This window comes from Mesorhizobium amorphae, from assembly GCF_014843845.1.
Taxonomy (GTDB): Bacteria; Pseudomonadota; Alphaproteobacteria; order Rhizobiales; family Rhizobiaceae; genus Mesorhizobium; species Mesorhizobium amorphae_A.
The window spans coordinates 1-22,531 of record NZ_JHQS01000062.1 but is presented as its reverse complement, the minus strand read 5'-3'; the positions used below and the strand labels follow the sequence as shown (position 1 = coordinate 22,531).

Annotated in this window: 25 protein-coding genes; 18 read left to right on the top strand and 7 right to left on the bottom strand. The window is 61.3% G+C overall.

From position 1 onward, the window contains the following. Positions 1–114: 114 nt before the first annotated feature. The 5 genes from osmF (at position 115) to DH08_RS28565 (ending at position 6,526) form a co-directional block, all read left to right on the top strand. Positions 115–1,026 carry a glycine betaine ABC transporter substrate-binding protein OsmF gene (gene osmF, locus DH08_RS28585; protein WP_192182615.1) on the top strand — a complete coding sequence of 304 codons (912 nt, stop codon included), beginning with the start codon at positions 115–117 and terminating at the stop codon, positions 1,024–1,026. A gap of 251 nt (positions 1,027–1,277) precedes the next feature. Next, positions 1,278–2,441, top strand: coding sequence for an ABC transporter permease (locus tag DH08_RS28580; protein WP_192182614.1), 1,164 nt, complete (start codon positions 1,278–1,280; stop codon positions 2,439–2,441). Then, a complete protein-coding gene (locus DH08_RS28575) occupies positions 2,438–3,376 on the top strand; it encodes an ABC transporter ATP-binding protein (RefSeq protein WP_192182613.1) in 939 nt (312 codons plus the stop codon). Before DH08_RS28580 ends, DH08_RS28575 begins: the two co-directional genes overlap by 4 nt. Further along, complete coding sequence (locus DH08_RS28570; RefSeq protein ID WP_192182612.1) at positions 3,373–4,122, top strand: ABC transporter permease; 750 nt, start codon at positions 3,373–3,375, stop codon at positions 4,120–4,122. The genes DH08_RS28575 and DH08_RS28570 overlap by 4 nt, the downstream gene beginning before the upstream one ends. A gap of 262 nt (positions 4,123–4,384) precedes the next feature. Then, complete coding sequence (locus DH08_RS28565; protein WP_192182611.1) at positions 4,385–6,526, top strand: sodium-translocating pyrophosphatase; 2,142 nt, start codon at positions 4,385–4,387, stop codon at positions 6,524–6,526. A 172-nt stretch (positions 6,527–6,698) separates the two neighbouring features. Here DH08_RS28565 and DH08_RS28560 read toward each other — a convergent pair whose 3' ends face one another. Next, the gene (locus tag DH08_RS28560; protein ID WP_192182610.1) at positions 6,699–7,214 is read right to left on the bottom strand and encodes an outer membrane protein assembly factor BamE; all 516 of its coding nucleotides are present in this window, start codon (positions 7,212–7,214) and stop codon (positions 6,699–6,701) included. Between the two features lie 115 nt (positions 7,215–7,329). Between DH08_RS28560 and DH08_RS28555 the strand changes: the two genes are divergently transcribed. The 7 genes from DH08_RS28555 (at position 7,330) to DH08_RS28525 (ending at position 12,349) form a co-directional block, all read left to right on the top strand. Then, positions 7,330–7,872, top strand: coding sequence for a ubiquinol-cytochrome C chaperone family protein (locus DH08_RS28555; protein ID WP_192182609.1), 543 nt, complete (start codon positions 7,330–7,332; stop codon positions 7,870–7,872). A gap of 11 nt (positions 7,873–7,883) precedes the next feature. Next, the gene (locus DH08_RS28550) at positions 7,884–8,432 is read left to right on the top strand and encodes a YceD family protein (RefSeq protein WP_192182608.1); all 549 of its coding nucleotides are present in this window, start codon (positions 7,884–7,886) and stop codon (positions 8,430–8,432) included. Between the two features lie 132 nt (positions 8,433–8,564). Next, entirely contained in the window at positions 8,565–9,635 is a 1,071-nt protein-coding gene (gene plsX, locus DH08_RS28545) for a phosphate acyltransferase PlsX (RefSeq protein WP_192182607.1), read from the top strand. Positions 9,636–9,644: 9 nt separating this feature from the next. Beyond that, the gene (locus DH08_RS28540) at positions 9,645–10,616 is read left to right on the top strand and encodes a beta-ketoacyl-ACP synthase III (protein ID WP_192182606.1); all 972 of its coding nucleotides are present in this window, start codon (positions 9,645–9,647) and stop codon (positions 10,614–10,616) included. 102 nt (positions 10,617–10,718) lie between these two features. After that, positions 10,719–11,042 (top strand): integration host factor subunit alpha, encoded by a 324-nt coding sequence (locus tag DH08_RS28535; protein WP_006201891.1) that lies wholly within the window; start codon positions 10,719–10,721, stop codon positions 11,040–11,042. 263 nt (positions 11,043–11,305) lie between these two features. Continuing rightward, positions 11,306–11,848 (top strand): MerR family transcriptional regulator, encoded by a 543-nt coding sequence (locus DH08_RS28530; protein ID WP_120015907.1) that lies wholly within the window; start codon positions 11,306–11,308, stop codon positions 11,846–11,848. A 198-nt stretch (positions 11,849–12,046) separates the two neighbouring features. Continuing rightward, a complete protein-coding gene (locus DH08_RS28525; RefSeq protein WP_192182605.1) occupies positions 12,047–12,349 on the top strand; it encodes a hypothetical protein in 303 nt (100 codons plus the stop codon). Positions 12,350–12,420: 71 nt separating this feature from the next. Here the strand turns inward: DH08_RS28525 and DH08_RS28520 are convergent, their stop codons facing one another. The 3 genes from DH08_RS28520 to DH08_RS28510 form a co-directional block, all read right to left on the bottom strand. Beyond that, entirely contained in the window at positions 12,421–12,696 is a 276-nt protein-coding gene (locus tag DH08_RS28520) for a hypothetical protein (protein ID WP_006201888.1), read from the bottom strand. Between the two features lie 648 nt (positions 12,697–13,344). Then, positions 13,345–13,536, bottom strand: coding sequence for a hypothetical protein (locus tag DH08_RS28515; RefSeq protein WP_192182604.1), 192 nt, complete (start codon positions 13,534–13,536; stop codon positions 13,345–13,347). Between the two features lie 172 nt (positions 13,537–13,708). Further along, the gene (locus DH08_RS28510) at positions 13,709–14,317 is read right to left on the bottom strand and encodes a hypothetical protein (RefSeq protein ID WP_192182734.1); all 609 of its coding nucleotides are present in this window, start codon (positions 14,315–14,317) and stop codon (positions 13,709–13,711) included. Between the two features lie 308 nt (positions 14,318–14,625). Here DH08_RS28510 and DH08_RS28505 point away from each other — a divergent pair, with 308 nt between their 5' ends. Together DH08_RS28505 and DH08_RS28500 are read left to right on the top strand one after the other, a co-directional pair. Next, positions 14,626–14,889, top strand: coding sequence for a helix-turn-helix domain-containing protein (locus DH08_RS28505; protein WP_192182603.1), 264 nt, complete (start codon positions 14,626–14,628; stop codon positions 14,887–14,889). Between the two features lie 916 nt (positions 14,890–15,805). Then, a complete protein-coding gene (locus DH08_RS28500) occupies positions 15,806–15,976 on the top strand; it encodes a hypothetical protein (protein ID WP_192182602.1) in 171 nt (56 codons plus the stop codon). A 159-nt stretch (positions 15,977–16,135) separates the two neighbouring features. Here DH08_RS28500 and DH08_RS28495 read toward each other — a convergent pair whose 3' ends face one another. Continuing rightward, the gene (locus tag DH08_RS28495; protein WP_192182601.1) at positions 16,136–16,546 is read right to left on the bottom strand and encodes a hypothetical protein; all 411 of its coding nucleotides are present in this window, start codon (positions 16,544–16,546) and stop codon (positions 16,136–16,138) included. Between the two features lie 347 nt (positions 16,547–16,893). Beyond that, the gene (locus DH08_RS28490; protein WP_192182600.1) at positions 16,894–17,091 is read right to left on the bottom strand and encodes a DUF1127 domain-containing protein; all 198 of its coding nucleotides are present in this window, start codon (positions 17,089–17,091) and stop codon (positions 16,894–16,896) included. A 359-nt stretch (positions 17,092–17,450) separates the two neighbouring features. Here DH08_RS28490 and DH08_RS28485 point away from each other — a divergent pair, with 359 nt between their 5' ends. Continuing rightward, positions 17,451–17,729: a hypothetical protein gene (locus DH08_RS28485; protein ID WP_192182599.1), complete on the top strand. Its 279-nt coding sequence runs from the start codon at positions 17,451–17,453 to the stop codon at positions 17,727–17,729. A 443-nt stretch (positions 17,730–18,172) separates the two neighbouring features. Here DH08_RS28485 and DH08_RS28480 read toward each other — a convergent pair whose 3' ends face one another. After that, positions 18,173–19,339, bottom strand: coding sequence for a tyrosine-type recombinase/integrase (locus DH08_RS28480; protein WP_192182598.1), 1,167 nt, complete (start codon positions 19,337–19,339; stop codon positions 18,173–18,175). Positions 19,340–20,096: 757 nt separating this feature from the next. On the opposite strand from DH08_RS28480, the gene DH08_RS28475 reads away from it, so the two are divergent. The 3 genes from DH08_RS28475 to DH08_RS28465 all read left to right on the top strand — a co-directional run bounded on the left by DH08_RS28475 (position 20,097) and on the right by DH08_RS28465 (position 22,044). After that, the gene (locus tag DH08_RS28475) at positions 20,097–20,405 is read left to right on the top strand and encodes a helix-turn-helix domain-containing protein (protein ID WP_192182597.1); all 309 of its coding nucleotides are present in this window, start codon (positions 20,097–20,099) and stop codon (positions 20,403–20,405) included. Between the two features lie 321 nt (positions 20,406–20,726). Then, complete coding sequence (locus DH08_RS28470) at positions 20,727–20,891, top strand: hypothetical protein (RefSeq protein ID WP_192182596.1); 165 nt, start codon at positions 20,727–20,729, stop codon at positions 20,889–20,891. An 871-nt stretch (positions 20,892–21,762) separates the two neighbouring features. Next, a complete protein-coding gene (locus tag DH08_RS28465) occupies positions 21,763–22,044 on the top strand; it encodes a hypothetical protein (RefSeq protein ID WP_192182595.1) in 282 nt (93 codons plus the stop codon). Positions 22,045–22,531: the final 487 nt, after the last annotated feature.

Genomic DNA, 22,531 nt, shown 5'->3' with positions numbered 1-22,531 from the left:
CACAAAATTATTGCGTGCATCTCTCTTGTTATGAAACCGTGTGCCCCGACGGGGCGTTGAAGCCATGCTCATATGCGGCAACCGTAGTCCGGTTCACAGCAAGGGATTCCCATCATGTTTTCAATCAAGCTCCTGGCCGGCGCCGCGCTTGCGCTCGGTATTTCCGCGGCCTCGGCAAATGCCCAGGTGGTCGTCTCCTCGAAGATCGACACCGAGGGCGGCGTGCTCGGCAACATCATCCAGCTGGTGCTGAACGCCAACAACATCAAGACCACCGACCGCATCCAGCTCGGCGGCACGCCGGTGGTGCGCAAGGCGATCAGCGCCGGTGAGATCGACATCTATCCCGAATACACCGGCAACGCCGCCTTCTTCTTCGAGAAGGCCGACGACCCGGTGTGGAAGGACGCCGCCAAGGCTTACGAGACTGCCAAGAAGCTTGACTATGACGCCAACAAGATCGTCTGGCTGTCGCCGTCACCGGCCAACAACACCTGGGCGATCGCGCTGCGCAAGGAAGTCGCCGACGAGAACAAGCTGGCGACGCTCTCCGACTTCGGCAAATACGTCGCCGGCGGCGGCAAGGTGGTGCTCGCGGCTTCGGCAGAGTTCGTCAATTCGGCGGCTGCACTGCCGGCCTTCCAGACCACTTATGGCTTCACGCTGAAACCCGACCAGCTGATCACGCTCTCCGGTGGCGACACCGCTGCGACCATTGCGGCGGCGGCCAACCAGACCAATGGCGCCAATGCCGCCATGGTCTATGGCACCGACGGTGGCATCGCGCCCTCCGGTCTTGTCGCGCTCGACGACGACAAGGGCGTGCAACCCGTCTACCAGCCGGCGCCGATCATCCGCGAAGCGGTGCTGAAGGAGCATCCCGAGATCGAGACGTTGTTGAAACCGGTCTTCGCCAAACTCGATTTGGTCACGCTGCAGGAACTCAACGGCCGCGTGCAGGTCGGCGGCGAGCCGGTCAAGGGGGTGGCGGAGGACTTTTTGAAGAAGAACGGGTTTTTGAAGTAGCCAGCTGAAATCGTGACGCTGGTGCGAGGCACCCCCCTCTGGCCTGCCGGCCATCTCCCCCTCAAGGGGGGAGATTGGCAGCTCCGGCGCAGGCACACATCTTGCCGCGCTGACAATTGGCGAAAGCCCGCGCGACATCCGATCTCCCCCCTTGAGGGGGAGATGGCCGGCAGGCCAGAGGGGGGTGCCTCGCGCATAGCTGACAATCCTGTAACGGCATCAGGGCAAGCCGTTGCGTACGGGCGCGCCTCATGACCATCCGCTTCGACAAGCTCGGCGTGGTCATCGCCGCGATCGCGGCCTATGCGGCGCTCGTTGCCCCGTTCGCCACCTTCCGCGCCAACCGAATCGTGCCCGGCGAGGCGCGCTCCGTCCTCGAGGCGTTGCCGACTGCGGTCGGGCCGCTGCTGCTGGCGATCGTGATTGTCGGCGCGCTCATTGCCTTGCTGAAAACCCCGCTCGTCCTGCGCCTCGCCGCCAGCGTGGTGGCGCTGATAGCTCTCGCCATCCTGATCGGCATCGCCGGCAGCTTTCTCACGCCGGCGGGCAATACCTTCGCTCGCATCTCGCCGGCCTCCGGCTTCTGGCTGCTGATCTTCGCCTTCACACTTCTGTTGGCCGACGTGCTGACGCGTCTGAATCTGTCACCTTGGGCGCGCGTCGGTGTGCTGGTCGTCGCGGCTCTGGCCATCGGCCTGCTGTTGATATCGGGGCAATGGAACAGCCTGTCGATCCTCAAGGAATATGCCAACCGTGCCGACAGTTTCTGGGCCGAAGGCTCCAAGCACGTCACGCTGGCGCTGGGTTCGCTGGCCGCCGCAGTGATTGTCGGCCTGCCGCTCGGCATTCTCTGCCACCGCGTCGAAAAATTGCGGGCAGGGGTGCTCAACGTGCTGAACATCATCCAGACCATCCCCTCGATCGCGTTGTTCGGCCTCTTGATCGCGCCGCTCGGCTGGGTCGCCGCGCACGTGCCGGGTGCTGCCGCGCTCGGTATCAGAGGCATCGGCACCGCGCCCGCTTTCGTCGCTTTGTTTCTCTATTCGCTGCTGCCGGTGGTGGCCAACACCGTGGTCGGCCTCGCCGGCGTGCCACGCGCGGCCAACGACGCCGCGCGCGGCATGGGCATGACCGACCGCCAGCGCCTGTTCGGTGTCGAGTTTCCACTGGCCTTTCCGGTCATCCTCACCGGCATCCGCATCGTCCTGGTCCAGAACATCGGCCTTGCTACCATCGCCGCGCTGATCGGCGGCGGCGGTTTTGGCGTGTTCGTCTTCCAAGGTGTCGGCCAGACGGCGATGGATCTGGTGCTGCTCGGCGCGGTGCCAACGGTTGCGCTCGCCTTTGCCGCAGCCATCATCCTCGACGCAGTGATCGAAATGACCGCCACCAAGCGCAGGGTTGAAACGGCATGATCGAGATCGAAGGCATTACCAAGCGCTATGACGAAACGACCGTCGTCGACGACGTGTCGATGGTGATCGAGCCGCGCACCATTGCTGTCATCGTAGGCACCTCCGGCTCCGGCAAGACGACGCTTTTGCGCATGATCAACCGGCTGGTCGAGCCGACCGCGGGCATCATCAAGCTCGACGGCAAAGACAACCGCTCGTTGCCGGGCTATGAGCTGCGCCGCAGCATCGGCTATGCCATTCAGGGTCACGGCCTGTTTCCGCACCGCACCGTGGCACAGAACATCGCCACCGTGCCGGTGCTGCTCGGCTGGGACAAGGCCCGCATAAAGGCGCGCGTCGATGAATTGATGACGCTCTACCAGCTTGATCCCGAGGCTTACGGGCCGCGCTATCCGCACGAGCTGTCCGGCGGCCAGCAGCAGCGTGTCGGCGTCGCCCGTGCGCTTGCCGCCGAACCCAATGTGCTTTTGATGGACGAGCCGTTCGGCGCGCTCGACCCGATCATCCGCAACAAGGCGCAGGAGGATCTGCTGGCGATCCAGAAGCGCTTCGGCACCACCATCATCCTCGTCACCCATGACATGGAGGAGGCCGTGCACATGGGCGACAAGATCGCCGTCATGGATGCCGGCAAGCTGGTGCAATACGCCAAGCCCGCCGAGATCCTGGCGAAGCCGGCCAGCGCCTTCGTCGAGACCCTCGTCGGCGCCAGCGAAAAGCCGTTCAGGCTGCTGTCGCTCGGCCGCGTCAGCGACGCGGTGGAGAAGGGGACCGCCGAAGGCGAGGCGATCCCCGGCGATGCCAGCCAGCGCGACGCGCTGGCTGAGCTGCTCTGGTCCGGCCGCCCGGCGCTGCCGGTCAAGGGCGAAGACGGCAAGCCGCTCGGCCGCGTCACTGTGGACGGGCTGGTTAAACGCGCGGCGAGGCCGGCATGAAGGCCTGGCTGCCCTCGCTGCTCAGGCTTTTGCTGGTGGTGCTGCTCGTCGCCTTCGTCACCAATCCCGGCTGGTTCCAGCCGCTTCTGAAGCCGCTGACCGAGAACGGGGCGCCGGCGATCTACAATCAGGGCAGCCTGCTGACGCTGACGTTCCTGCATCTGAGGACCGTGCTGATTGCTACCGTGGCCGCGACCATCGTCGCCGTGGCGCTCGCCATCCTCGTCACCAGGCCGGCCGGCGCCGAGTTCCTGCCGCTGTCGCGCAGCCTGGTCAATATCGGCCAGACCTTTCCGCCGGTGGCGGTGCTGGCGCTGGCCGTGCCCGCCGTCGGCTTCGGCGAGAAGCCGACGCTGATCGCGCTGTTTCTCTATGGCCTCTTGCCGATCTTCGAGAACGCGCTGACTGGTCTCACGACGCTGCCGGCCAATGTCATGGAGGCGGCGCGCGGCGCCGGCATGACCGGTTGGCAAAGGCTCACCAAGGTCGAGTTGCCGCTGAGTGCCCCGATCATCCTCGGCGGCATAAGGCTGTCGGTGGTCATCAGCCTCGCCACCGCCACCATCGGCTCGACGGTGGCGGCCAAGACGCTGGGCGAGGTGATCATCGCCGGCCTGCTGTCGAACAACCTCGCCTTCGTCCTGCAGGGCGGCCTGATCGTCGCCGCCCTTGCGGTGCTGATCTATGACGGGCTGTCGGCCATCGAGCGCTACACGGCGCGCCGCATGGGGCAGGAGACGGCGTAGCACCGCCCAGGATTGCAGTAGGCGACCTTATTCCGCAGCGTCATTTCAATCGATCTAAAAGGAAGGCGGCGCTCGAAGCTGCGCCGCCGTCTGCGCCTTTTGGCCGAAAGCCGGGCAAAAACCGAACAATATCTTGACGTTCCGAGCCCTGTTTCGCATACACCGCTGCGAAGGGACGGAATCCGCCTGGCGGAATGCCGCTCCCCGTCTCAACGGCCCAGGGAGGGGTTCTTTTGGGCCATCAATCGAGGAAAATTCGGCAATGACCATCATTTCCGCCGTCATCGCCTGCGGCCTGCTTTCAGTCCTTTACGCAATCTGGGCGACCCGATCGGTCCTCGCGTCCGATCAGGGCAATGCACGCATGCAGGAAATCTCCGCGGCCATCCGCGAAGGCGCGCAGGCCTATCTGGCGCGCCAGTACACCACCATCGCCGTCGTCGGCGTCGTCGTCCTGCTGCTCGCATGGTGGCTGCTGTCGATCACCGCCGCCATCGGCTTCCTGATCGGTGCCGTGCTTTCGGGCGCCGCCGGCTTCATCGGCATGCACGTCTCGGTGCGCGCCAATGTGCGCACCGCGCAGGCGGCGTCGAACAGCCTGGCTGCCGGCCTCGACATCGCCTTCAAGTCGGGCGCCATCACCGGCATGCTGGTCGCGGGCCTGGCGCTGCTCGGCGTCTCGATCTACTACCTCATCCTGACCCATTTCATGGGCCTCCAGCCCAATGACCGCATCGTCATCGACTCGCTGGTCTCGCTCGGCTTCGGCGCCTCGCTGATCTCGATCTTCGCCCGTCTCGGCGGCGGTATCTTCACCAAGGGCGCCGACGTCGGCGGCGATCTCGTCGGCAAGGTCGAAGCCGGCATTCCCGAAGACGATCCGCGCAACCCGGCCACCATCGCCGACAATGTCGGCGACAATGTCGGCGACTGCGCCGGCATGGCCGCCGACCTGTTCGAGACCTATGCGGTGACCGTCGTCGCCACCATGGTTCTCGCCGCCATCTTCTTCGGCGGCACTCCCGTTCTCGGCGCCGCCATGCTCTATCCGCTGGCCATCTGCGGCGCCTGCATCCTGACTTCGATCGTCGGCACCTTCTTCGTCAAGCTCGGTTCCAACGGCTCGATCATGGGCGCGCTTTACAAAGGCCTGATCGTCACCGGCCTGCTGTCCATCGTCGGCCTCGGCGCCGCCACTTCGGCGACCCTCGGCTGGGGCGAGATCGGCACGGTTGCCGGCATGGCCATCACCGGCAAGAACCTGTTCATCTGCGGCCTGATCGGCCTTGTGGTGACCGGCCTTATCGTGGTGATCACCGAATACTACACCGGCACCAACAAGCGCCCGGTGAACTCCATCGCCCAGGCTTCGGTGACCGGCCACGGCACCAACGTCATCCAGGGCCTTGCAGTGTCACTGGAATCGACCGCGCTTCCGGCGATCGTCATCGTTGGCGGCATCATCTCGACCTATCAGCTCGCCGGCCTGTTCGGCACGGCGATCGCGGTCACCACCATGCTCGGCCTTGCCGGCATGATCGTCGCGCTCGACGCCTTCGGCCCGGTCACCGACAATGCCGGCGGCATCGCCGAAATGGCCGGCCTGCCCAAGGAAGTGCGCCACTCGACCGATGCGCTCGACGCGGTCGGCAACACCACCAAGGCGGTGACCAAGGGCTACGCCATCGGTTCGGCCGGCCTCGGCGCGCTGGTGCTGTTTGCGGCCTATTCGAACGACCTGAAGTTCTTTGCCGCCAATGGCGACAAATATCCTTACTTCCAGGGCATGGGCGAGATCTCCTTCGATCTCTCCAACCCTTACGTCGTAGCCGGCCTGATCTTCGGCGGCCTGATCCCGTATCTGTTCGGCGGCATCGCCATGACGGCTGTCGGCCGCGCGGCAGGCGCCATCGTCGAGGAAGTGCGCAAGCAATTCCGCGAGGATCCGGGCATCATGGCCGGAACCTCGAAGCCGAACTATGCGCGCGCGGTCGACCTGCTGACCAAGGCGGCGATCCGCGAGATGATCATCCCCTCGTTGCTGCCGGTCCTGGCGCCGCTCGTCGTCTATTTCGGCGTGCTGCTGATTTCGGGTTCTAAGGCGTCCGCCTTTGCCGCGCTCGGCGCCTCGCTGCTTGGCGTCATCGTCAACGGCCTGTTCGTTGCCATCTCGATGACCTCGGGCGGCGGCGCCTGGGACAACGCGAAAAAATCGTTCGAGGACGGTTTTGTCGACAAGGACGGCGTCAAGCACCTGAAGGGCTCCGAGGCGCACAAGGCCTCGGTCACCGGCGACACGGTCGGCGATCCCTACAAGGACACCGCCGGCCCGGCGGTCAACCCGGCGATCAAGATCACCAACATTGTCGCCTTGCTGCTCTTGGCCGTGCTCGCGCACGGCTGAGCACGGAGCCATCGCTCGAAAACAAAACCCGCGGGAGCGATCCCGCGGGTTTTTCTTGCGACGATCAACGCCTCGTCAAAACAAAAGCCCGCAGGATTGCTCCCGCGGGCTCTTGGCTGCCTGAGATGTTTGCTGCTTCAGGGAAGAAGCAAGAAAGGGAATAAAGGACAGATCAGGGCGTGCCGCCGCCGGGAATACCGGGCGCCAGCTTGCTGGCCCCCTTGATGATCTGGCTGAGGAAGTTCTGGTCCTTGCCGCCTGTCGGCGTGGTGCGCGAGATGAAGTCGAACATCCTGCCGTCCTTCAGGCCGTAATTGGCGATCTGGGTGACGCGCCCGTCGGCGCCGAAATAGACAGCCAGCACTTTCTGGTCGACCAGACGCGGCTTGTCGAAGGCGACGTAACGCTTACGTGTCTGCGAGATGTAGTAGAAGGCCTCGTTGTCGAAGGTGGCCGTCGTAGACGGTGTGCCGAGCGCCAGCAGCACCTGTTCGCGGCTGGATCCGACCGGCACCGAATCGATCGCCTGCTGGTCGATCACATAACCTTGCGTCAGCGTCTCGCTGGGGTTGAGGTCACCGACCATCTTGGACGTATTGCAGGCGGAAAGCGCTGCAGCCACCACCAGCAGCGAGACCATGCCGGCGGGCCTGGGCAAAAAAGACGACTTGAATTTCAGCGCGCGCAACAACAACTCCATTAGCTGGCCGCAACTTGCGCTGGGCGGCAAAACCGGTAAACCAGCTTGCCTGCCGATGCAACAAGGCCAATTCAAACAAACGGTCCCCGGGAGACCACCCTCAATGTTCCAGCGCCTTTTTGGCCGCGAACGCCACGCCAACCGCGCCATCACCGAGGCGCTCTACGCACAAATCGTGGCAGCGGCGCGGCAAACCATATTTTATTCCGACTGGAATGTGCCGGACACGCCGCTCGGCCGTTTCGAGATGCTGTCGCTGCACATGTTCCTGTTCCAGCACCGGCTGCGCGGCGAGAGCGGTGCTGCGACCGAGCTTGCTCAGGTGCTGATCGACGAGTTCTTCCTCGATGTCGAGCATTCGCTGAGGGAACTGGGCATAGGCGATGTCGGTGTGCCCAAGCGCATGAAGAAGCTGGCAAAAATGTTCTACGGCCGCACGGCCGCCTATGACGATGCGCTGGAGCGCGACGACCGCGAGGCGCTCGCTGCCGCGCTTGCCCGCAATGTCCGGCCCGATGCCGGCGCCTGGCCGCAGGCGCCGCTGCTGGCGGCCTATGTCGCCGATGCCTCACGGCAACTCGCCGCGCAGCCGGTCGAATCGATCGTGTCCGGCACGGTGGTGTTTCCCATGGCCAGGGCAGGTTGAAGGAGGGGAAGATGAAGCATGCCGATGCCCGAGGCCCAGTGTCCTTTGTGGCCAACGTCGCCCGCCTGCCGCACAAGGGACTGCCTGTCGTGATCGATGCCGACGACCGGCAGCGCGCCGCACTCGCCGGCGAGCACGAACTGCTCTCGGTCGAACGCTACCGCGCCGAGCTTCTGGTAGCGCCGTGGAAACGCAATGGCGTCAAGGTCAGCGGCCGTGTCGAGGCTGACATCACCCAGGCCTGCATCGTCACACTCGACCCGGTCGCGGCACATATCGACGAGCCGGTCGAGGCGCTGTTCCTGCCGGAGCAGTCCAAGCTCGGGCGGCAGGGTTTCGAAGGCGGCGGCGAGATCGTGCTGGATGCCGACGGGCCCGACAGCCCGGAGACTTTTTCCGGCAATACGATCGACGTCGGAGCGCTTGCCGAGCAGTTTTTCGGCCTGGCGATCGATCCTTATCCGCGCAAGGCGGGGGCATCGGTGGAGGCCGCCGGCGATACCGAGCCCGCCGAAAGCGAATTCCAGCAAAAGCTGCGGTCCCTGCTTGGAAAATCCTGAAAGCGGACGAGATATTAGAAAAGCCGGTTGTGCGGCAGCCCAAAACCGCTATTTTCGCCGAACCTTCGCGAGCCCCCCGTACCTTGGCAAGCCCTCAGTCGCAGGCCAGGCAAACCGTGAGATGAATACCGCGTGATCAGGATTTCCATCGATGCCATGGGCGGCGATCACGGACCGAGCGTGGTCATCCCGGCGCTCATGACCGTCGCCATCCGCCGTCCCGACATCCGCTTCATCATTTATGGACGTGAGGAAGCGGTTCGCCCCGAGCTTGCCAAGTTCCCCAAGCTGGCCGAGATCAGCGATTTCGTCCATTGCGAGATCGCGGTCAGGATGGACGACAAGCCGAGCCAGGCGCTGCGCCACGGCCGCTGGAAGTCGTCTATGTGGAAGGCGGTCGAGGCGGTCAAATCGGGCACCGCGCAGGCCTGCATCTCGGCCGGCAACACCGGCGCGCTGATGGCGATGTCGAAATTCTGCCTGCGCACCATGGCGACCATCGATCGCCCGGCGATCGCGGCCCTTTGGCCGAATACGCGCGGCGAAAGCGTGGTGCTGGACGTCGGCGCCACAATCGGCGCCGATGCGCACCAGCTCATCGATTTCGCCATTCTGGGCACCGGCATGGCGCGCTCGGTTTTCGGCATCGAACGGCCTACCGTCGGCCTGCTCAATGTCGGCGTCGAGGAGATCAAGGGCCAGGAAGAGGTCAAGGAGGCTGGCCGCATGCTGCGCGAGGCCAACATGGCCTCGATGAACTATCGCGGCTTCGTCGAGGGCGACGACATCGGCAAGGGCACGGTCGACGTGGTCGTCACCGAAGGCTTTGCCGGCAACATCGCCCTGAAGACGGCGGAAGGCACCGCAAGGCAGATCGGCGGCTATCTGCGCGCCGCCATGAGCCGCACGCTGATGGCCAGGATCGGCTATGTCTTCGCCAAGGGCGCCTTTGACCGGCTGCGCGAGAAGATGGATGTCGGCCGCTCCAACGGCGGCGTCTTCCTGGGCCTCAACGGCATCGTGGTGAAAAGCCATGGCGGCGCCGATTCGAACGGCTTTGCGGCGGCGATCGAGCTCGGCTACGACATGGTGCGCAACAATCTGCTTGACCGCATCGAGGCCGATCTCGATCTGTTCCATGCGCGCAATCCGCATGCCCAGGCAAACAGGAAATCCGACGTCGTCGTCGACGCAAAGGAATAGGAAAGAGCTTTGATCAGATCAGTCGTGCGCGGCTCGGGCGCCGCGCTGCCCCGCCGCATCATGAAGAATGCCGATTTCGAAGGCATGGTCGAGACCTCCGACGAGTGGATCGTCCAGCGCACCGGTATCCGGCAGCGCCATGTCGCGGCCGACGACGAGACGACGGCCTCGCTTGGCGAGGCGGCGGCGCGCGCCGCCCTCGACAGCGCTGGGCTGACGCCCGCCGACATCGACCTCATCGTGCTGGCCACCTCGACGCCCAACAACACCTTTCCGGCGACCGCCGTCGAGATCCAGAACCGGCTCGGCATGCACCACGGCTTTGCCTTCGACATGCAGGCCGTATGCTCCGGCTTCGTCTATGCGGTGGCGACCGCCGACCTCTACATCCGCGGCGGCCTGGCAAAGCGGGTCCTGGTGATCGGCTCGGAGACCTTCTCGCGCATCCTCGACTGGAGCGACCGTTCGACCTGCGTCCTGTTCGGTGACGGCGCCGGCGCGCTGGTGCTGGAAGCGGGCGAGGGGGTTGGCGGCGTCGCCGACCGCGGTGTGCTCGCGGCCAGCCTGCGCTCCGACGGCGTCCACAAGGACAAGCTTTTCGTCGATGGCGGACCCTCGACCACCGGGACGGTCGGCCATCTCAGGATGGAAGGCCGCGAAGTGTTCAAGCACGCCGTTGGCATGATCACCGATGTCATCGAGGCGACCTTCGCGCAGGCTGGCATCACCGCCGACGATCTCGACTGGTTCGTGCCGCATCAGGCCAATAAACGGATTATTGACGCTTCCGCCAAGAAGCTTGGGATTGCCGAGCAAAAGGTGGTGGTTACGGTCGATTTGCACGGTAACACCTCGGCTGCCTCCGTGCCGCTGGCGCTCTCTGTGGCGGTCGCCGACGGCCGCATCAAGAAGGGTGACCTGGTGCTGCTCGAGGCGATGGGTGGGGGCTTCACCTGGGGCGCGGTTTTGGTTCGCTGGTAAGTGCCGAACGTACGGGTTCGGTCCTTGACCTTGACGGATCAATTACTTAGGCTCTGCCGTTGCTTGTATCGATTTATGTTTTTGAGCTGATGGGACGGTCGCATGGGGGGAAAGACACTGACGCGCGCCGACCTTGCCGAAGCTGTTTACCGCAAGGTTGGCTTGTCGAGAACTGAATCGGCCGAACTCGTCGAAGCGGTCCTGGACGAGATCTGCGAGGCCATCGTTCGCGGCGAGACGGTGAAGCTGTCGTCCTTCGCCACTTTCCATGTTCGTTCCAAGAACGAGCGCATCGGCCGCAATCCCAAGACCGGCGAGGAAGTGCCGATCCTGCCGCGCCGGGTGATGACGTTCAAGTCGTCGAATGTGCTGAAGAGCCGTATCCTGCGCTCGCATCAGAACAGCAAGGCCAAGGGCGGCAAATAGCCGGCTACAGCAATTCCAGGAAAAGTGTGAAGCGGTTTTCCGTCCGGAATTGCGTAAAAACAAGGACGCAATTCCAGGAAAAATGGGAAGCGGTTTTCCGTCCGGATTTCCAGAATTGCGTAAAAACAAGGACATAGAAAGCTTCGGTTGAAAACGGCGGTCGATTTTGACGCCGGGCTTGAATGTTGTTTCATAAACCGCTGAAATAATACCCGATTCGGCACAACAGGCCCAATCGCCGTCCAGCGTGGAGGATTTCGCCCATGGACAAGAGCCCGGATGCATTCCGTACCATCAGCGAGGTCGCGGAGGATCTCGATCTGCCGCAGCATGTGCTGCGCTTCTGGGAAACGCGCTTCAACCAGATCAAGCCGATGAAGCGTGGCGGCGGCCGCCGCTACTACCGGCCACAAGATGTCGAGCTGATCAAGGGCATCCGCCACATGCTCTATGACCAGGGCTATACGATCAAGGGCGTGCAGAAGCTGCTGCGCGAGAACGGCAATCATTTCCTGGTCGCCATCGGCAATGGCGACATGGCCGCCGTCGAGGCGATCGCACAGCGCCGTCAGGCCGATCAGGTGCCGCTGACGCCGGCAGCCCAGCCACGTGGCGCGGATGACGAGATGCTGGTCGGCCAGCCCAAGGTGAAGCCGAGCCGCCGCTTTTTCGGCATGGGCAAGAGCGACGACGAGGGACCGGTGCAGCCGGGCTCGTCGAAACTGTCGCGCGACAATCGCGCCTTGCTGCAGGAGGCGCTGTTCGATCTTCTGGAATGCAAGCGCCTGCTCGACCAGGTGCGCTAGCAATTCCAGGAAAAGTGTGAACGGTTTTCCGTCCGGAATTGCGCAAAGGCAAAGAGTCAGAGCAGCTCAGCAATTCTATCAATTGCTGAGCTGCTCTGACCCCTCGACCCGCCGCCACGGGACATCCCGCCGGCAAAACCGGAACCGCTTCTGCGGCCATGCGTTTGGCCTTCACTGAAAAAGGAAGGACAGACAATCATGGCATCGCTTTCGACCCTCTCCGATCTTGACCTCGAAAAGCAGGTCGCGACCCTTTCCAGGGAACTCGCGGCCTTGCGGAAAGCCGTAGCCAAACGAGGTGGCGCTTACTTCGAGGACGGTCGCGACGCTGCTTCCGACTACTATTCCGAACTGGCCGGGCGCCTCACGGATGCGCTGCCCGCGATCAGGAACAAGGGCAGGGCGATCGAAAGGACGGCACGCGACCATCCGGCGACCGTGGCTGCGGTGGGGCTGGTTGTCGTTGGGCTCATCGCCAGCCTCGTCCTCAGCAGACGCTGAACCTCAAAGCTACAGACAAGAAAATGGCGGCCGTCGCGCGGACGGCCGCCATTTTCTTCGACGACAGGCGATCAGTTGGCGAGCTTGAGCCGGGTCTTCGGGTCGATCTTCATGACCTGGCTGCACTTGCCGTAAACGGTGCCGTTCTTGTCGGTGGCATCGGTGTAGGTACCCTTACAGTCGAGCTGCAGCACCAGACAGGAGCCCGAACCCTTGCAGACCGCGCCGCCGTCGCCGGTGGGGTGCGTGCCTGCGAAAGCCGAGCTCGGAACCGAAACCGAGCCAAACGCCGAGACGGCGATGACAGCGGCGAGCGAGATGCGCTTGAAGTTGGTGAAGTTGGTCATTTGAGCATTTCCTTCTCTTTGATTTGAGGATCGCCGTCATGGCGTCCTTCTGGTTTGGGGATCGCCTTCTTGGCGTCCATGCCGGTTTAGTGCGGCCGAGAGAGGAAAGGTTCATGCCTCGGTTCAACTTTTTGCCGCGCGGTGTCGGTGCGATCTTCGATCCGGTTCGAGGGAGCGGGCGGCTGCTGTTGGTCAACGATTGCCGGCGTCGACCACCTATCTGGCGTCCACCGCGTTGGCACCACGACGTCGTCAGCGAGCAGTCAGGCCGGGATCTCGGCAGGACGCGCCCGGCCCGCTGCGTTTCGGGAACTGGCAGGCTTTGGCCGCGAGCTTGCCGGTCGGCGGCGCAAAGAATGGATCGTGGTCGACGTTTTTTCGCCAGCGCATACGCTCGTGATGGAGGCGGGATTGGGCAGATAGCCGAGCCGCATGGCGAGGCGGGCGAGAAGGGCCGGGTGACGAGAGTGGGCAGCAGGCGGCAATTGCGAAGGACGAAGCGGCGTCTCGTCGGGATATCGGCGCTGGTCTTCATCCAACCCAGGAATTTGGGTTCGTCCTTCATCCCGCGAGGTGCAGGGCCCCGTCAGGAAAACCGCTCTTGGCCAAAACCAAAACCGGCCTTCCTGTCGGGGTAAGCCGGTATGCTTAGGCCTTCTTCGCTTCCACCTTCTTGTGGTGGTGGTGATGATGGTGACGGTGGTGATGATGCTTGCGGTGATGATGGCGGTGATGCTTGTGATGCACCGGAGCAGCATCAGCGCTGGTCGCGCCGAGGAGCGGCATCGAGACAGCCAGGGCAAAAGCCAGCCCAAGGGCGGAGAGGAGGGACTTCTTCATGACATTGTTTCCTTTTGTGCGGGCCGCAATCTGGAGATCACCGGACCATATCGATGACTCGAGCGCCGCGATCGGGACTATCGTCCTGGATTTTTTCGACAATTTTTCCCGACTGTAGAATTTTGTTTCCGGATTGTGTCTGAAGCCCTGGTCGTCCCGTGCGGGCGCCGCCTCACATCGGCGGAACGACGCCATGGTTGCCGACGACGACTCTCCGGGAGGTGAGCGTGCCGTCGCTGCCGCGCTCGGTGGTAATGAATACCGCCGCACCGGGCGTCAGGTCCGCCGGCGTGGCGGTCGCGAAGGTCACGATCGGCGTCGACTGCGGAATCGCGATCTGCTTCTTCTGGCCATTGTCATAGGTCAGCGTCACCGTCCGGCCATCGATATCGGTCACGTCGGCGACTGTGCCGTTGGTCATCCGGCTGTTGGGTTGCAGGTCCCATGGCCGGTCGCCTTCTCCCGTGCCTTTCAATGCGGCCGGGAAGATCACGACTTCCAGCGCGCCGCTGCCACCATCGGCCTTGGAGACGGACGCAATGCCGAGGAAATCGCCCTGTTTGATGTCGGCGGCCGATGCCTTGGCGACGCCGGAGATTTTCCAACCCTGCGCCAACGCTATCGCATCTGTCTTGCCCGCCTGGTCTTTCACTGTCAGCGTCGATCCGGCAAGGCCGACGACCGTGCCGCGCACGCGCATCGTGTCTGCCGCCTGAGCCTCTGCCGCAGCGGCAAGGCCCGGAATCGTGCCGAGCACGATCGCGAATATCTTCAAATTCATGGGATTCGATCCTTCTGGAAAATGGCTGGCCCGACCTGTCGGTGCCAGCGACATCTGCGTAACGAACGCGGGCGCGAAAACGTCGATCAACTCGGCGTTCGATTCTTCAAAAGAACTTGATTGGAAGTCATGACGGGAGAGATGGCGCATTTGCGCGGTTTCCGCTCCGGCAAGCCATTCCCTCGCGGCAATTCACGTTGCCGTGACGCCTGTTTTGGCGCTTGGCAAATCGCCCGCGAGCGGGCATTCTCCCGCTCGTCTCAGGCAACCCATCATTTGATCAGACCTTTCAGCCCACGGAGTTGCCAATGCCCGCTACTGCAACACGCGAAGTTCCGCCCGAATTGATTGCCACGTCCGGCTACAGCGCCCTCAAGGCCGTCCGCGAAACCAGGGGATACAGCGTCGAAGAGCTGTCCCTGACATGCGGCCTCTCGGTCCATGAGATTGCCGACATTGAAAACGGCAAGGACGCCGATCCGTCGAAGCTCAGACGAATTGCCCTGGCGCTGCAGGTGCCGGAAAGCGTTTTGATCGACATACCGACGGCCGAAAATCAGTCCATGCAATAGTCGAAAATGGGTCCCGCCCAACGAGCCCGCCATGGTTTGCCCTGGCGGGCTTTTTAGTCCTAGCGGGCCAGGTTGCTGGCGCTTGCGAATAGCGGCCGTCCCATGCGTATCCGAACAAGATTCGCCAAAGATCGCGCCCGGCATCAGATTTCGGTGCATAACGCCCTCGCGCCTAACATTAGCGCTTGCTGATGCATCTATCCAGGCGCAGCGTCGCCCGGGGCTTTCAGAAGGCGAAATGCTAGAGCGGATAACTCCCACCACAACCAGTTTGCGCCAATTTAACTTTCCTGTTCCTGACGACGTCATTGACGCTGTGCAGCGATATATCGACTGTGCTGGTCCCGGACGTATCATTTCGACCTATTCGGCAGTTCAGTCGGTGCGAGACAAAGTGCCCGACTGCGAGCTATCCGACGAACAGATTGAGCGGTACGCCGTTTTGTGCGCCCTAGACCAGGCACTCGCGGTGCATTTCGACAGGAGAGCAAGCTCGCGGGATCCCTATTCGCCCCTGAGCAGGACCCACTGGCGCCTTGTGCCGAAGTGGAAAATCAAGGCGCGAACGCGGTTGGCCTGGTTCCATCGGCCCGCGTCTCGTCCCAACAACACCAGTTCGCAGCATCTGTGATTACAGCGAATTGAGCGCCTTCGTTCCGAAAACAATAAAGGCGCCGCAGGACGATCTGGTAGGCTGTTTGGATGCTCGAAATGCAAGGCAGAGGACCGCCACCGCAGCCCGGTGTTTTTCACATGCATTCCTGACTACGCTGGCCAGCAAAGGGAGCGGAACCGCGACTGGAAGCCGACTTTCGAACGACAACGCTAGACGGCGCCGACAGGCAGGCCTTTTGCCGCCTTAAGAAAAGTTCATTGAAACGCGCCTAAAATACCCCCTCTTGGGGAGCGCTTATCATTGGCCTACAAAGACACTCCGCGGCCGGATGCTTATCGCCTTGAGCGCGTAGACGGCGAAGTGGTGGAAGGCATAGCCATCTTTTACACGACGGCCGAAGCGAACGTAGTCATCAATCATCTGGACCGGCGCTACCGCTTGATGCTGGGCGACAAGATGGCCAACCGATGATGGCAATCGTCAGGATGGGACTCCACGTTTGAACGACTAGCAAGCGCCGTCGCAATCGGGCGGATTATATCTTTCAGCGACGGAACGTTTTGTCCCCGCCCAGTGTTATCACCATGATCCCCGCATAGGGATCATAAAGGGCCTTGTCCCCTCTTGGCCCTAGCTTGAGTCCGCTGTCTCCCCGGCAGCGGACCCGACTCTCGCAAATGCCCCAACTAGGCACTGAATACGGCCGTGCCGTCGCGCTGCATGTAGCGCCAGTCGGCGCCAGCGAGCATCGATGTGGTGATTTGCGGCGATGTAGAGCGGGACGATCACGATCACGACGGTCAGGAAAGAGCCGCAGCCATAAAGCATAAAGCTCTGCCGAGCCGCCACCTCTCCCGGCGCTTTCGGGTCTTCAGGCAAACCGGCGAAAACATCTTCACCGTTCAGCCATCGCTGCTCGACTGTAGGATCGGCCAGTGTTCGTTTCAAAGCGGCCTGAAACTCATAGGCCGCATGTGCCAAACCAGCATGGACCAGTGCGCATTCAAGAGCGACAACGAAGATGCCGCGAATGCCGTTCATTGGCGTGGGGATGTCTTCCCCGCTGAGCTCGACGTAAGAGCGACGGCAGATGTCTGCGTTTGCAGACATAGCTGTCCGACATGTGTTGGGGCGATTTTGATAGTTAGAGCAGAGCTTGTCGACAAGGGTCGGGCATGTGTGATCGTATCTCCTCGTTGATCAAAGTTGAGATGGCCGAACTGGCATAAGCTCTCATCGAGTCTCGTGGAAAGCCCACCTTCTGACTGGCTGGCATCGTCCTAGCGAAGTGGATGACTTCTGGGATCGAGGCTGCGACCCATATAGCTGAAAGAGGAAAACCTTTCCGCTTTGGCCCGCAGCCTCACGGTTGCGGGCCTTTTCATTGCTCAGCCCCTGCGTCTCGACGCCGAGCTGCGGAACGCATACGTCGTGATGTCGTCACGGGAAATCCCGATGTCGCTGAGCATGTCGTCTGGTGCGTCACTCAGTTCGTCCATTGCCTTCAACCGCGCCTTCTGATCGGCTCGGCGATCGAGCCAATCGACAAGGGGACCAACTGCGACAAGAGGAAGATTCACAAGCATCGGAGCACTCCTTTCACCGCTGCAGGAAACTGCACGTAGCCTAGGCCGATACGTCGATGCGTCTGTGACAAACCTCACAGATCCGTACGGGCAAAACTGCCCGGCTGCCGATGGTGGCGGGCTTTCTTATCTTGTGGCAGAAAAGTCACGCAGCTTGAATATGCACAGCTTCAACCGGCGCGAGTTTATTATCCAGCTAAGCGAGGCGTACCGTTATTCACGGGCAAAGGGGACCGCGCCCGACACTCCTCCCGAACTAGCGCCCGCTGCCTCACGGTGGCGGGCTTTTCATTTGTCGCGCTATGCCGCGATCCGTACTATTAATGGGATGGCCATTGGGTGGGCGCGGGCGGGTTTCAATGAGCGCGAACGAGATGAGGGTTTTTCTCCGGCACGACGGGAGCATTCGGAATGATCCAGGACCGCCGCTGAACAAGCTGTACGAGAGTATCACGATCAAAACATCATCAGAGGAATATGTGTTCAACGGACGAAGCGACACGGCCCGAGGGGCGCTTGACTACATTCGGTTGGCTCACGCCAAACACGGAACAGCGACTTCCAAGGATAAGGCTTGCCATGCTGCGATCAAAGCGGACAAAGGCGCCGTAGCCCACATTGTCTTCAAGGACGGCTAGCGAACAGGCTGCCGCCTCACGGTGGCGGGCTTTTACTCGCTAGTTCAGTTGCGGTCTTCGGGGAAGCGGCATGCCAAAAGCGGCGCTCGCTAGCAAGTTGCGGCAAAACATGTCGAGCGCATGAATGTTGCTGCTGCACTTCTCCGCGTCGACGAGCAGATCTTTGTCGACCAATTTCTTCGATCGGCGGTTTCCAAAGAAAACGCTTGATGACAGCTCGGGGCCGTTCGGGGTGTGCGACATCGTGTAGGATGCATGCACAAAGTTGTTTCGCGCTTCCGAGACGCTGTACCCTGTGCGGAAAATGAGAGGAAAAATCAGAGTGGACTTTTGGGGGTAAGTCCTTGTTTTTATTAATGGTCGGAGTGGCCGGATTCGAACCGACGACCCCTTGACCCCCAGGAAATTGGGCGTAACGCGAATTAGTCTTTGAAGACATCGTGTTACGCTGTTTTAGGTTTTCTGGTTCGGGACTTTGTTCGGGACTTCGCTGCTGCATTTTGCAGCGACTCCAGCGCAGCAGCCACCTCCTCGTCAAGCACATGGGCGTAGCGGGTTGTGGTTTTGATATCAGCATGAAACAGCGCCTTCTGAACGGTTTTCAGATTACCAGTCGCCCGCAATAGCTTGGTTGCCAGGTCGTGCCGAAAATCATGAAACCGGAAGTCTTTGACGCCTGCCGTTTTGCGGATCCGCTTCCATTGGGAGGTCAACCCGCTGTAGGTGATCGGATATCGCTGGCCTTTGATGCGAGCCTCGCCGTCTCCTTTGTAAGAGGCGTCGGCCTTGCGAGTTCGCTTGGCTTGGTAGGTGAAGACCCATTCCTTGTGATGGCCACGCAGCGGCAATAGGATTGTTCGAACCGCAGAGGTGAGGGCGGTCTTCACCATCCGACCGCCTTTGCCTGTCGTGACGATCCAGCCAGTTTCCCAGTCGACCTCGCTCCATCGCAATAGGCATTCATCAAGCCGGAGTCCGCTAGCGCGTTCGAATTCGAAGACCGGTGTGTGGTCAGACCGAGTTGCCAGCCGAAGCGCTGCACTTTCGCCCGCGCGGAGTTCGCGCACGCGCTCTCGCGGCTCAGCCAAGAAATGATCGCGCCAGACGGGCTCTGCAGGGAGGGTGTAATGCCACGTGCGCTTGGCGCGGGTGAACATCTTCTTGAGTGCCAACGTGGTGGAACGGTTTACGGTGGCGGCGGACACCCTCCGCATCGGAGTGCCGTCCTTCGTTTCCACCTTCCCCCAAGCGGTTTGCGCACGGCGCCATTGAACTAGCTTGGCAACGTCCTCGTCGGTAATTTCCACCATCAGTTTGCCGGGGCCGAAATAGTCGACCAAACGACCGATGTCCGTCCAGGTCGTCTTGGCATTGGCATGGCGCTCGCCGACCTCGAGCCAGTAGCGGGCAGCCGCATCATCAATCGTCAGCGGACCGCCTTTTGCTGCCTTAGCGGCCTGAATGGCAGCCCTAGCCTTAGCTCGGTGATCGCGCTCTATTCCGCGCGCGTCTCGTTCATTTTTGCTGCCCGTAGAGCCGTGAAACCGCTGCCCTGCGAGTTGGAAGTCAAATTGGTAGAACGGGCTGTTCTTGGGTTTGTAGACGGACAATTGCGTGTCCTCCTCAATTCGATGAAGCTAATTACGTCATTCGGAACGAAGCTCATTCGCGGCCTAACAACACCACGGCCAGCCGGAACATATGGAAGCTCGCCAGATGTGACATGCGCTAACAGGGTCTTGGTGGTGATGCCCAGCGCCGCGGCAGTCTGTTTCGACGTCCACAGCAAGGCATCTGGTGTATTATCATTGGCAGCGGTGCGGCTCATGCGGTTCTCCTCGCGCACGCGTGAACGCCCGACGGGCGGTATAAAGAACCCCGCGCAAAAGGCGGGGTTTTTGGTTCGCGGATCCGGTCACAATGCGCGCCAAGCGGCCTCCGCCGCAAGAACGGCCTCCGCCTCATGTATGGGAACACATACGAGAGACTCGGCCAGGATCATCAGATCAATGACCTGAACGTCGGCAAGGCGCCTGACGCCTATGATTTCGCGGCCCTTACTCGAACGCACACGGCTCACGACCACTGCCAGCATCGGCTGGTCTGCGTGTGACACTAGCTGCCCAACATCGAACGACCACGCTTTGACCGGCAGAGGGGCGGAAACGGTTACAGCGGTGCCGGCAACTAGCGCAACAGCGCCCGTGAGAACAGAGCGGCGAGTGATTGAGGTGTTCGACATCTAGATGGCTCCTTACATGGTTTCAAACGCCCTTTAGTTGGGTGAAATAACCATATTGCGAATCGTCGCTTGCGGTCAAGCGCTATTTTGAGTATAAACACCACATTGTAATTTGGGAAACACACATGCCTGTAACAGGAAACCAAATCAAAGCAGCTCGAGCACTAGCTGGAATGGACCAGAAGGCACTGGCCGACGCGGCAAACATTGGAATCAATACGGTCAGGAATTTTGAGGGATGGGGCAGTGCGGTTGTTCGCGGGCGCCTGGACACAATGCAATCCATAAAAGATGCCTTCAGCGCCGCAGGCGTTGAGCTGCTGGAAGATGGACAGGCTTCCACTGAAGGTCGTGGAGTGCGTTTGCGCGATCGGAAGGCACCCACCCCCCTAGCGGACGGCGAGGCTGGCATAATCGAAAACAGCGAGATGTAGGCGCCTCGAGCCAGCATAGAAAAGCGCGCCCCTATCACAAATTCAGGGCGCGCCCTGTCATCGAGGCGTCGATGCCGGTCTGCCGAAACCAGCACGCCCGAATCCGGCGTGCCAATTCAACAGTAGAATGAATAGATCGCGACGGCAACGCTCCACCGCCTTTTTCAAGAACTTGCGAAAACGCCTAGTTTGGGAAGTACAAACATGTGAAAACGCCTATTAGAACCTTATAATATGAGTTTGTAGCTCTAAAAATCTATATGGACTTCCACGTTTATCTGTGGAATCGATAGGCATCCGATGTAACTGCGGGCTGCGTCCGTGAAATATGATCATATCTTTGACGCGCTTTCGATCGCAGTTTTGCGTCCCCGCTTGAGCTGGCGCGGTGTCGTCAGCGCCTTTGCCATCGACCTTGGCGGCAAATTCGCCGCGGGCATCGTGTTTGGCCTTGGTGTCGCCGTCGGTTTCGCGCTGGCTGGGTAGAAATGCCGGATAGCCTTGCGCGCATATGACGAGTCCTGAGCCGAGAACCGTCACCAACGCAGCGCTAGACAGGCTTCCGCTTTTCGCTACCGATTTGGAAATCGCCACAGCGATCGTTGGTCGTACGCGAGCGGACTATTGGCGCAAGGCCATTCTCCCTGCGCTCGAGCAGCGTGGGTTTCCGGGAAATGTCCACCCCTACTTTCGGAAACGCCAGCTACTCCTCCCGAAAATCCTGCAACGAGGCATGCCGCAAGTCTTCCTCTCCCCGCAGGTGCTTCACGCGGCCGATTAGCCCCGGCTTGACCCACTGCGTCGCCGGCCGCTTCATGCCTTTCGAGGGGGTGCTGTGCCGGCGTGCTCCTGCTCGACATCCTGCCGATATCGGTTCGGCACCACCTGCCCGAGGGCGAACTCGGCATCATCGAAAACAGCGAAATGTAGGCGCGATTGCGGAGTGTATCGTTTTACACAATCCCCAATTGCTGGACTCGCGCGATGCACCGGCAGTTAACTTTTGCGTCGGCCAAAAGGGGGGAAGAGGCCGCGAACTGGGAGGATCTAGCCCATGAATTACGATTTTGGCATCGCCATTCGATCTGACGATCAGCCTTACGAAGTTACCTCTTTCGCCGAAAAGCATGGCCTGACGATACCGGCTGCGGACGCCGTGCTTTTCGCCAACGGCCCGTCGCGGATTGCGTGCGATGCTGCCGCTTTGGCTTTCCTCTGCGCAGTCGCCACACACGCCAAGAAACAGTCTGCGCGCTAGCCCTTCGTCACTGCAGCGAGGCGTGGCGAAGGTCTTCGTCGGGGCACCCTTGGCTTCTAACGGCGGGAATGCGCCGTCCTGACGCATGAGGAAGGGGTTATGGCGTTCTCTTACATCCACGTCATAGGGGCTTTTGCCGCAGCTATCGCGATCATCATGGCAGTTCTCCTGACGGCACCTAACCTGACTGTTGGCACAAACCGCCTAAGGCTAGGGGTGAAAGTCCTGTGCCGTACAGTTGCCGGCGCTGGCTACGTCCTGTTTTTGGTCATGCTCGTCTGGGGTGTCACCACGCGCAGTGAAACTCTGATGTACACCTCCATGATACCGCTGGCGGTCGCACTTCTGACGTCAAAGTTTATGCAGCGCAATGGACTCTAAGCCCGCGCAAGATGCCTCACTGTTCAGCCATCCTTGGGGCTGCTGTCGGGCGTGTAGATCAGGACCTTTCGGCGAACGCTCAGTGGGTCATGGGTCCAACCCTGTTGTGATAGCTAATTGTGATCGACCCCTTTGCGAAAACAGCTCGGCAGTGATTTCATCTCTGTCCCCACTATGCCTAGCGATCAAAGCCAGCGCTTCCTGGTGGCCAATGTTGCCGAGCTTCATGAGGTACGGAACCTCAAACGCTCTCTTGTTGAGGCGCCATTCTGGCACATGCCGTGTTGTTGCTTTTCGCGCTGTTGTTCCATCTTGACGCATCATTTTGCCTCCGCTTCCTGATGATGATGCAGTCGCAAATTCCGTGCCTCTAAGCCTTGGCCCTAGCCGCAGCTTAGGTAGGAGCCCCGCCAGCGCGCGGTAAGCGGTGTTCTGACGCCACCTTTCGGATCGCGCTGTGAGAGACGATGTTCGACGCCTGTGAGGG

What these genes read in the sequence shown, in the direction of transcription:
- DH08_RS28505 (WP_192182603.1), top strand. Translation starts at nt 14,626, where the DNA reads ATGCCCGCTACTGCAACACGCGAAGTTCCGCCCGAATTGATTGCCACG.
- DH08_RS28465 (WP_192182595.1), top strand. Translation starts at nt 21,763, where the DNA reads ATGGCGTTCTCTTACATCCACGTCATAGGGGCTTTTGCCGCAGCTATC.
- DH08_RS28495 (WP_192182601.1), bottom strand. Translation starts at nt 16,546, where the DNA reads ATGAACGGCATTCGCGGCATCTTCGTTGTCGCTCTTGAATGCGCACTG.
- DH08_RS28535 (WP_006201891.1), top strand. Translation starts at nt 10,719, where the DNA reads ATGGGGGGAAAGACACTGACGCGCGCCGACCTTGCCGAAGCTGTTTAC.
- DH08_RS28580 (WP_192182614.1), top strand. Translation starts at nt 1,278, where the DNA reads ATGACCATCCGCTTCGACAAGCTCGGCGTGGTCATCGCCGCGATCGCG.
- DH08_RS28550 (WP_192182608.1), top strand. Translation starts at nt 7,884, where the DNA reads ATGAAGCATGCCGATGCCCGAGGCCCAGTGTCCTTTGTGGCCAACGTC.
- DH08_RS28570 (WP_192182612.1), top strand. Translation starts at nt 3,373, where the DNA reads ATGAAGGCCTGGCTGCCCTCGCTGCTCAGGCTTTTGCTGGTGGTGCTG.
- DH08_RS28475 (WP_192182597.1), top strand. Translation starts at nt 20,097, where the DNA reads ATGCCTGTAACAGGAAACCAAATCAAAGCAGCTCGAGCACTAGCTGGA.
- DH08_RS28575 (WP_192182613.1), top strand. Translation starts at nt 2,438, where the DNA reads ATGATCGAGATCGAAGGCATTACCAAGCGCTATGACGAAACGACCGTC.
- DH08_RS28485 (WP_192182599.1), top strand. Translation starts at nt 17,451, where the DNA reads ATGAGCGCGAACGAGATGAGGGTTTTTCTCCGGCACGACGGGAGCATT.
- osmF (WP_192182615.1), top strand. Translation starts at nt 115, where the DNA reads ATGTTTTCAATCAAGCTCCTGGCCGGCGCCGCGCTTGCGCTCGGTATT.
- DH08_RS28515 (WP_192182604.1), bottom strand. Translation starts at nt 13,536, where the DNA reads ATGAAGAAGTCCCTCCTCTCCGCCCTTGGGCTGGCTTTTGCCCTGGCT.
- DH08_RS28555 (WP_192182609.1), top strand. Translation starts at nt 7,330, where the DNA reads ATGTTCCAGCGCCTTTTTGGCCGCGAACGCCACGCCAACCGCGCCATC.
- DH08_RS28525 (WP_192182605.1), top strand. Translation starts at nt 12,047, where the DNA reads ATGGCATCGCTTTCGACCCTCTCCGATCTTGACCTCGAAAAGCAGGTC.
- DH08_RS28530 (WP_120015907.1), top strand. Translation starts at nt 11,306, where the DNA reads ATGGACAAGAGCCCGGATGCATTCCGTACCATCAGCGAGGTCGCGGAG.
- DH08_RS28490 (WP_192182600.1), bottom strand. Translation starts at nt 17,091, where the DNA reads ATGCTTGTGAATCTTCCTCTTGTCGCAGTTGGTCCCCTTGTCGATTGG.
- DH08_RS28510 (WP_192182734.1), bottom strand. Translation starts at nt 14,317, where the DNA reads ATGAATTTGAAGATATTCGCGATCGTGCTCGGCACGATTCCGGGCCTT.
- DH08_RS28565 (WP_192182611.1), top strand. Translation starts at nt 4,385, where the DNA reads ATGACCATCATTTCCGCCGTCATCGCCTGCGGCCTGCTTTCAGTCCTT.
- DH08_RS28520 (WP_006201888.1), bottom strand. Translation starts at nt 12,696, where the DNA reads ATGACCAACTTCACCAACTTCAAGCGCATCTCGCTCGCCGCTGTCATC.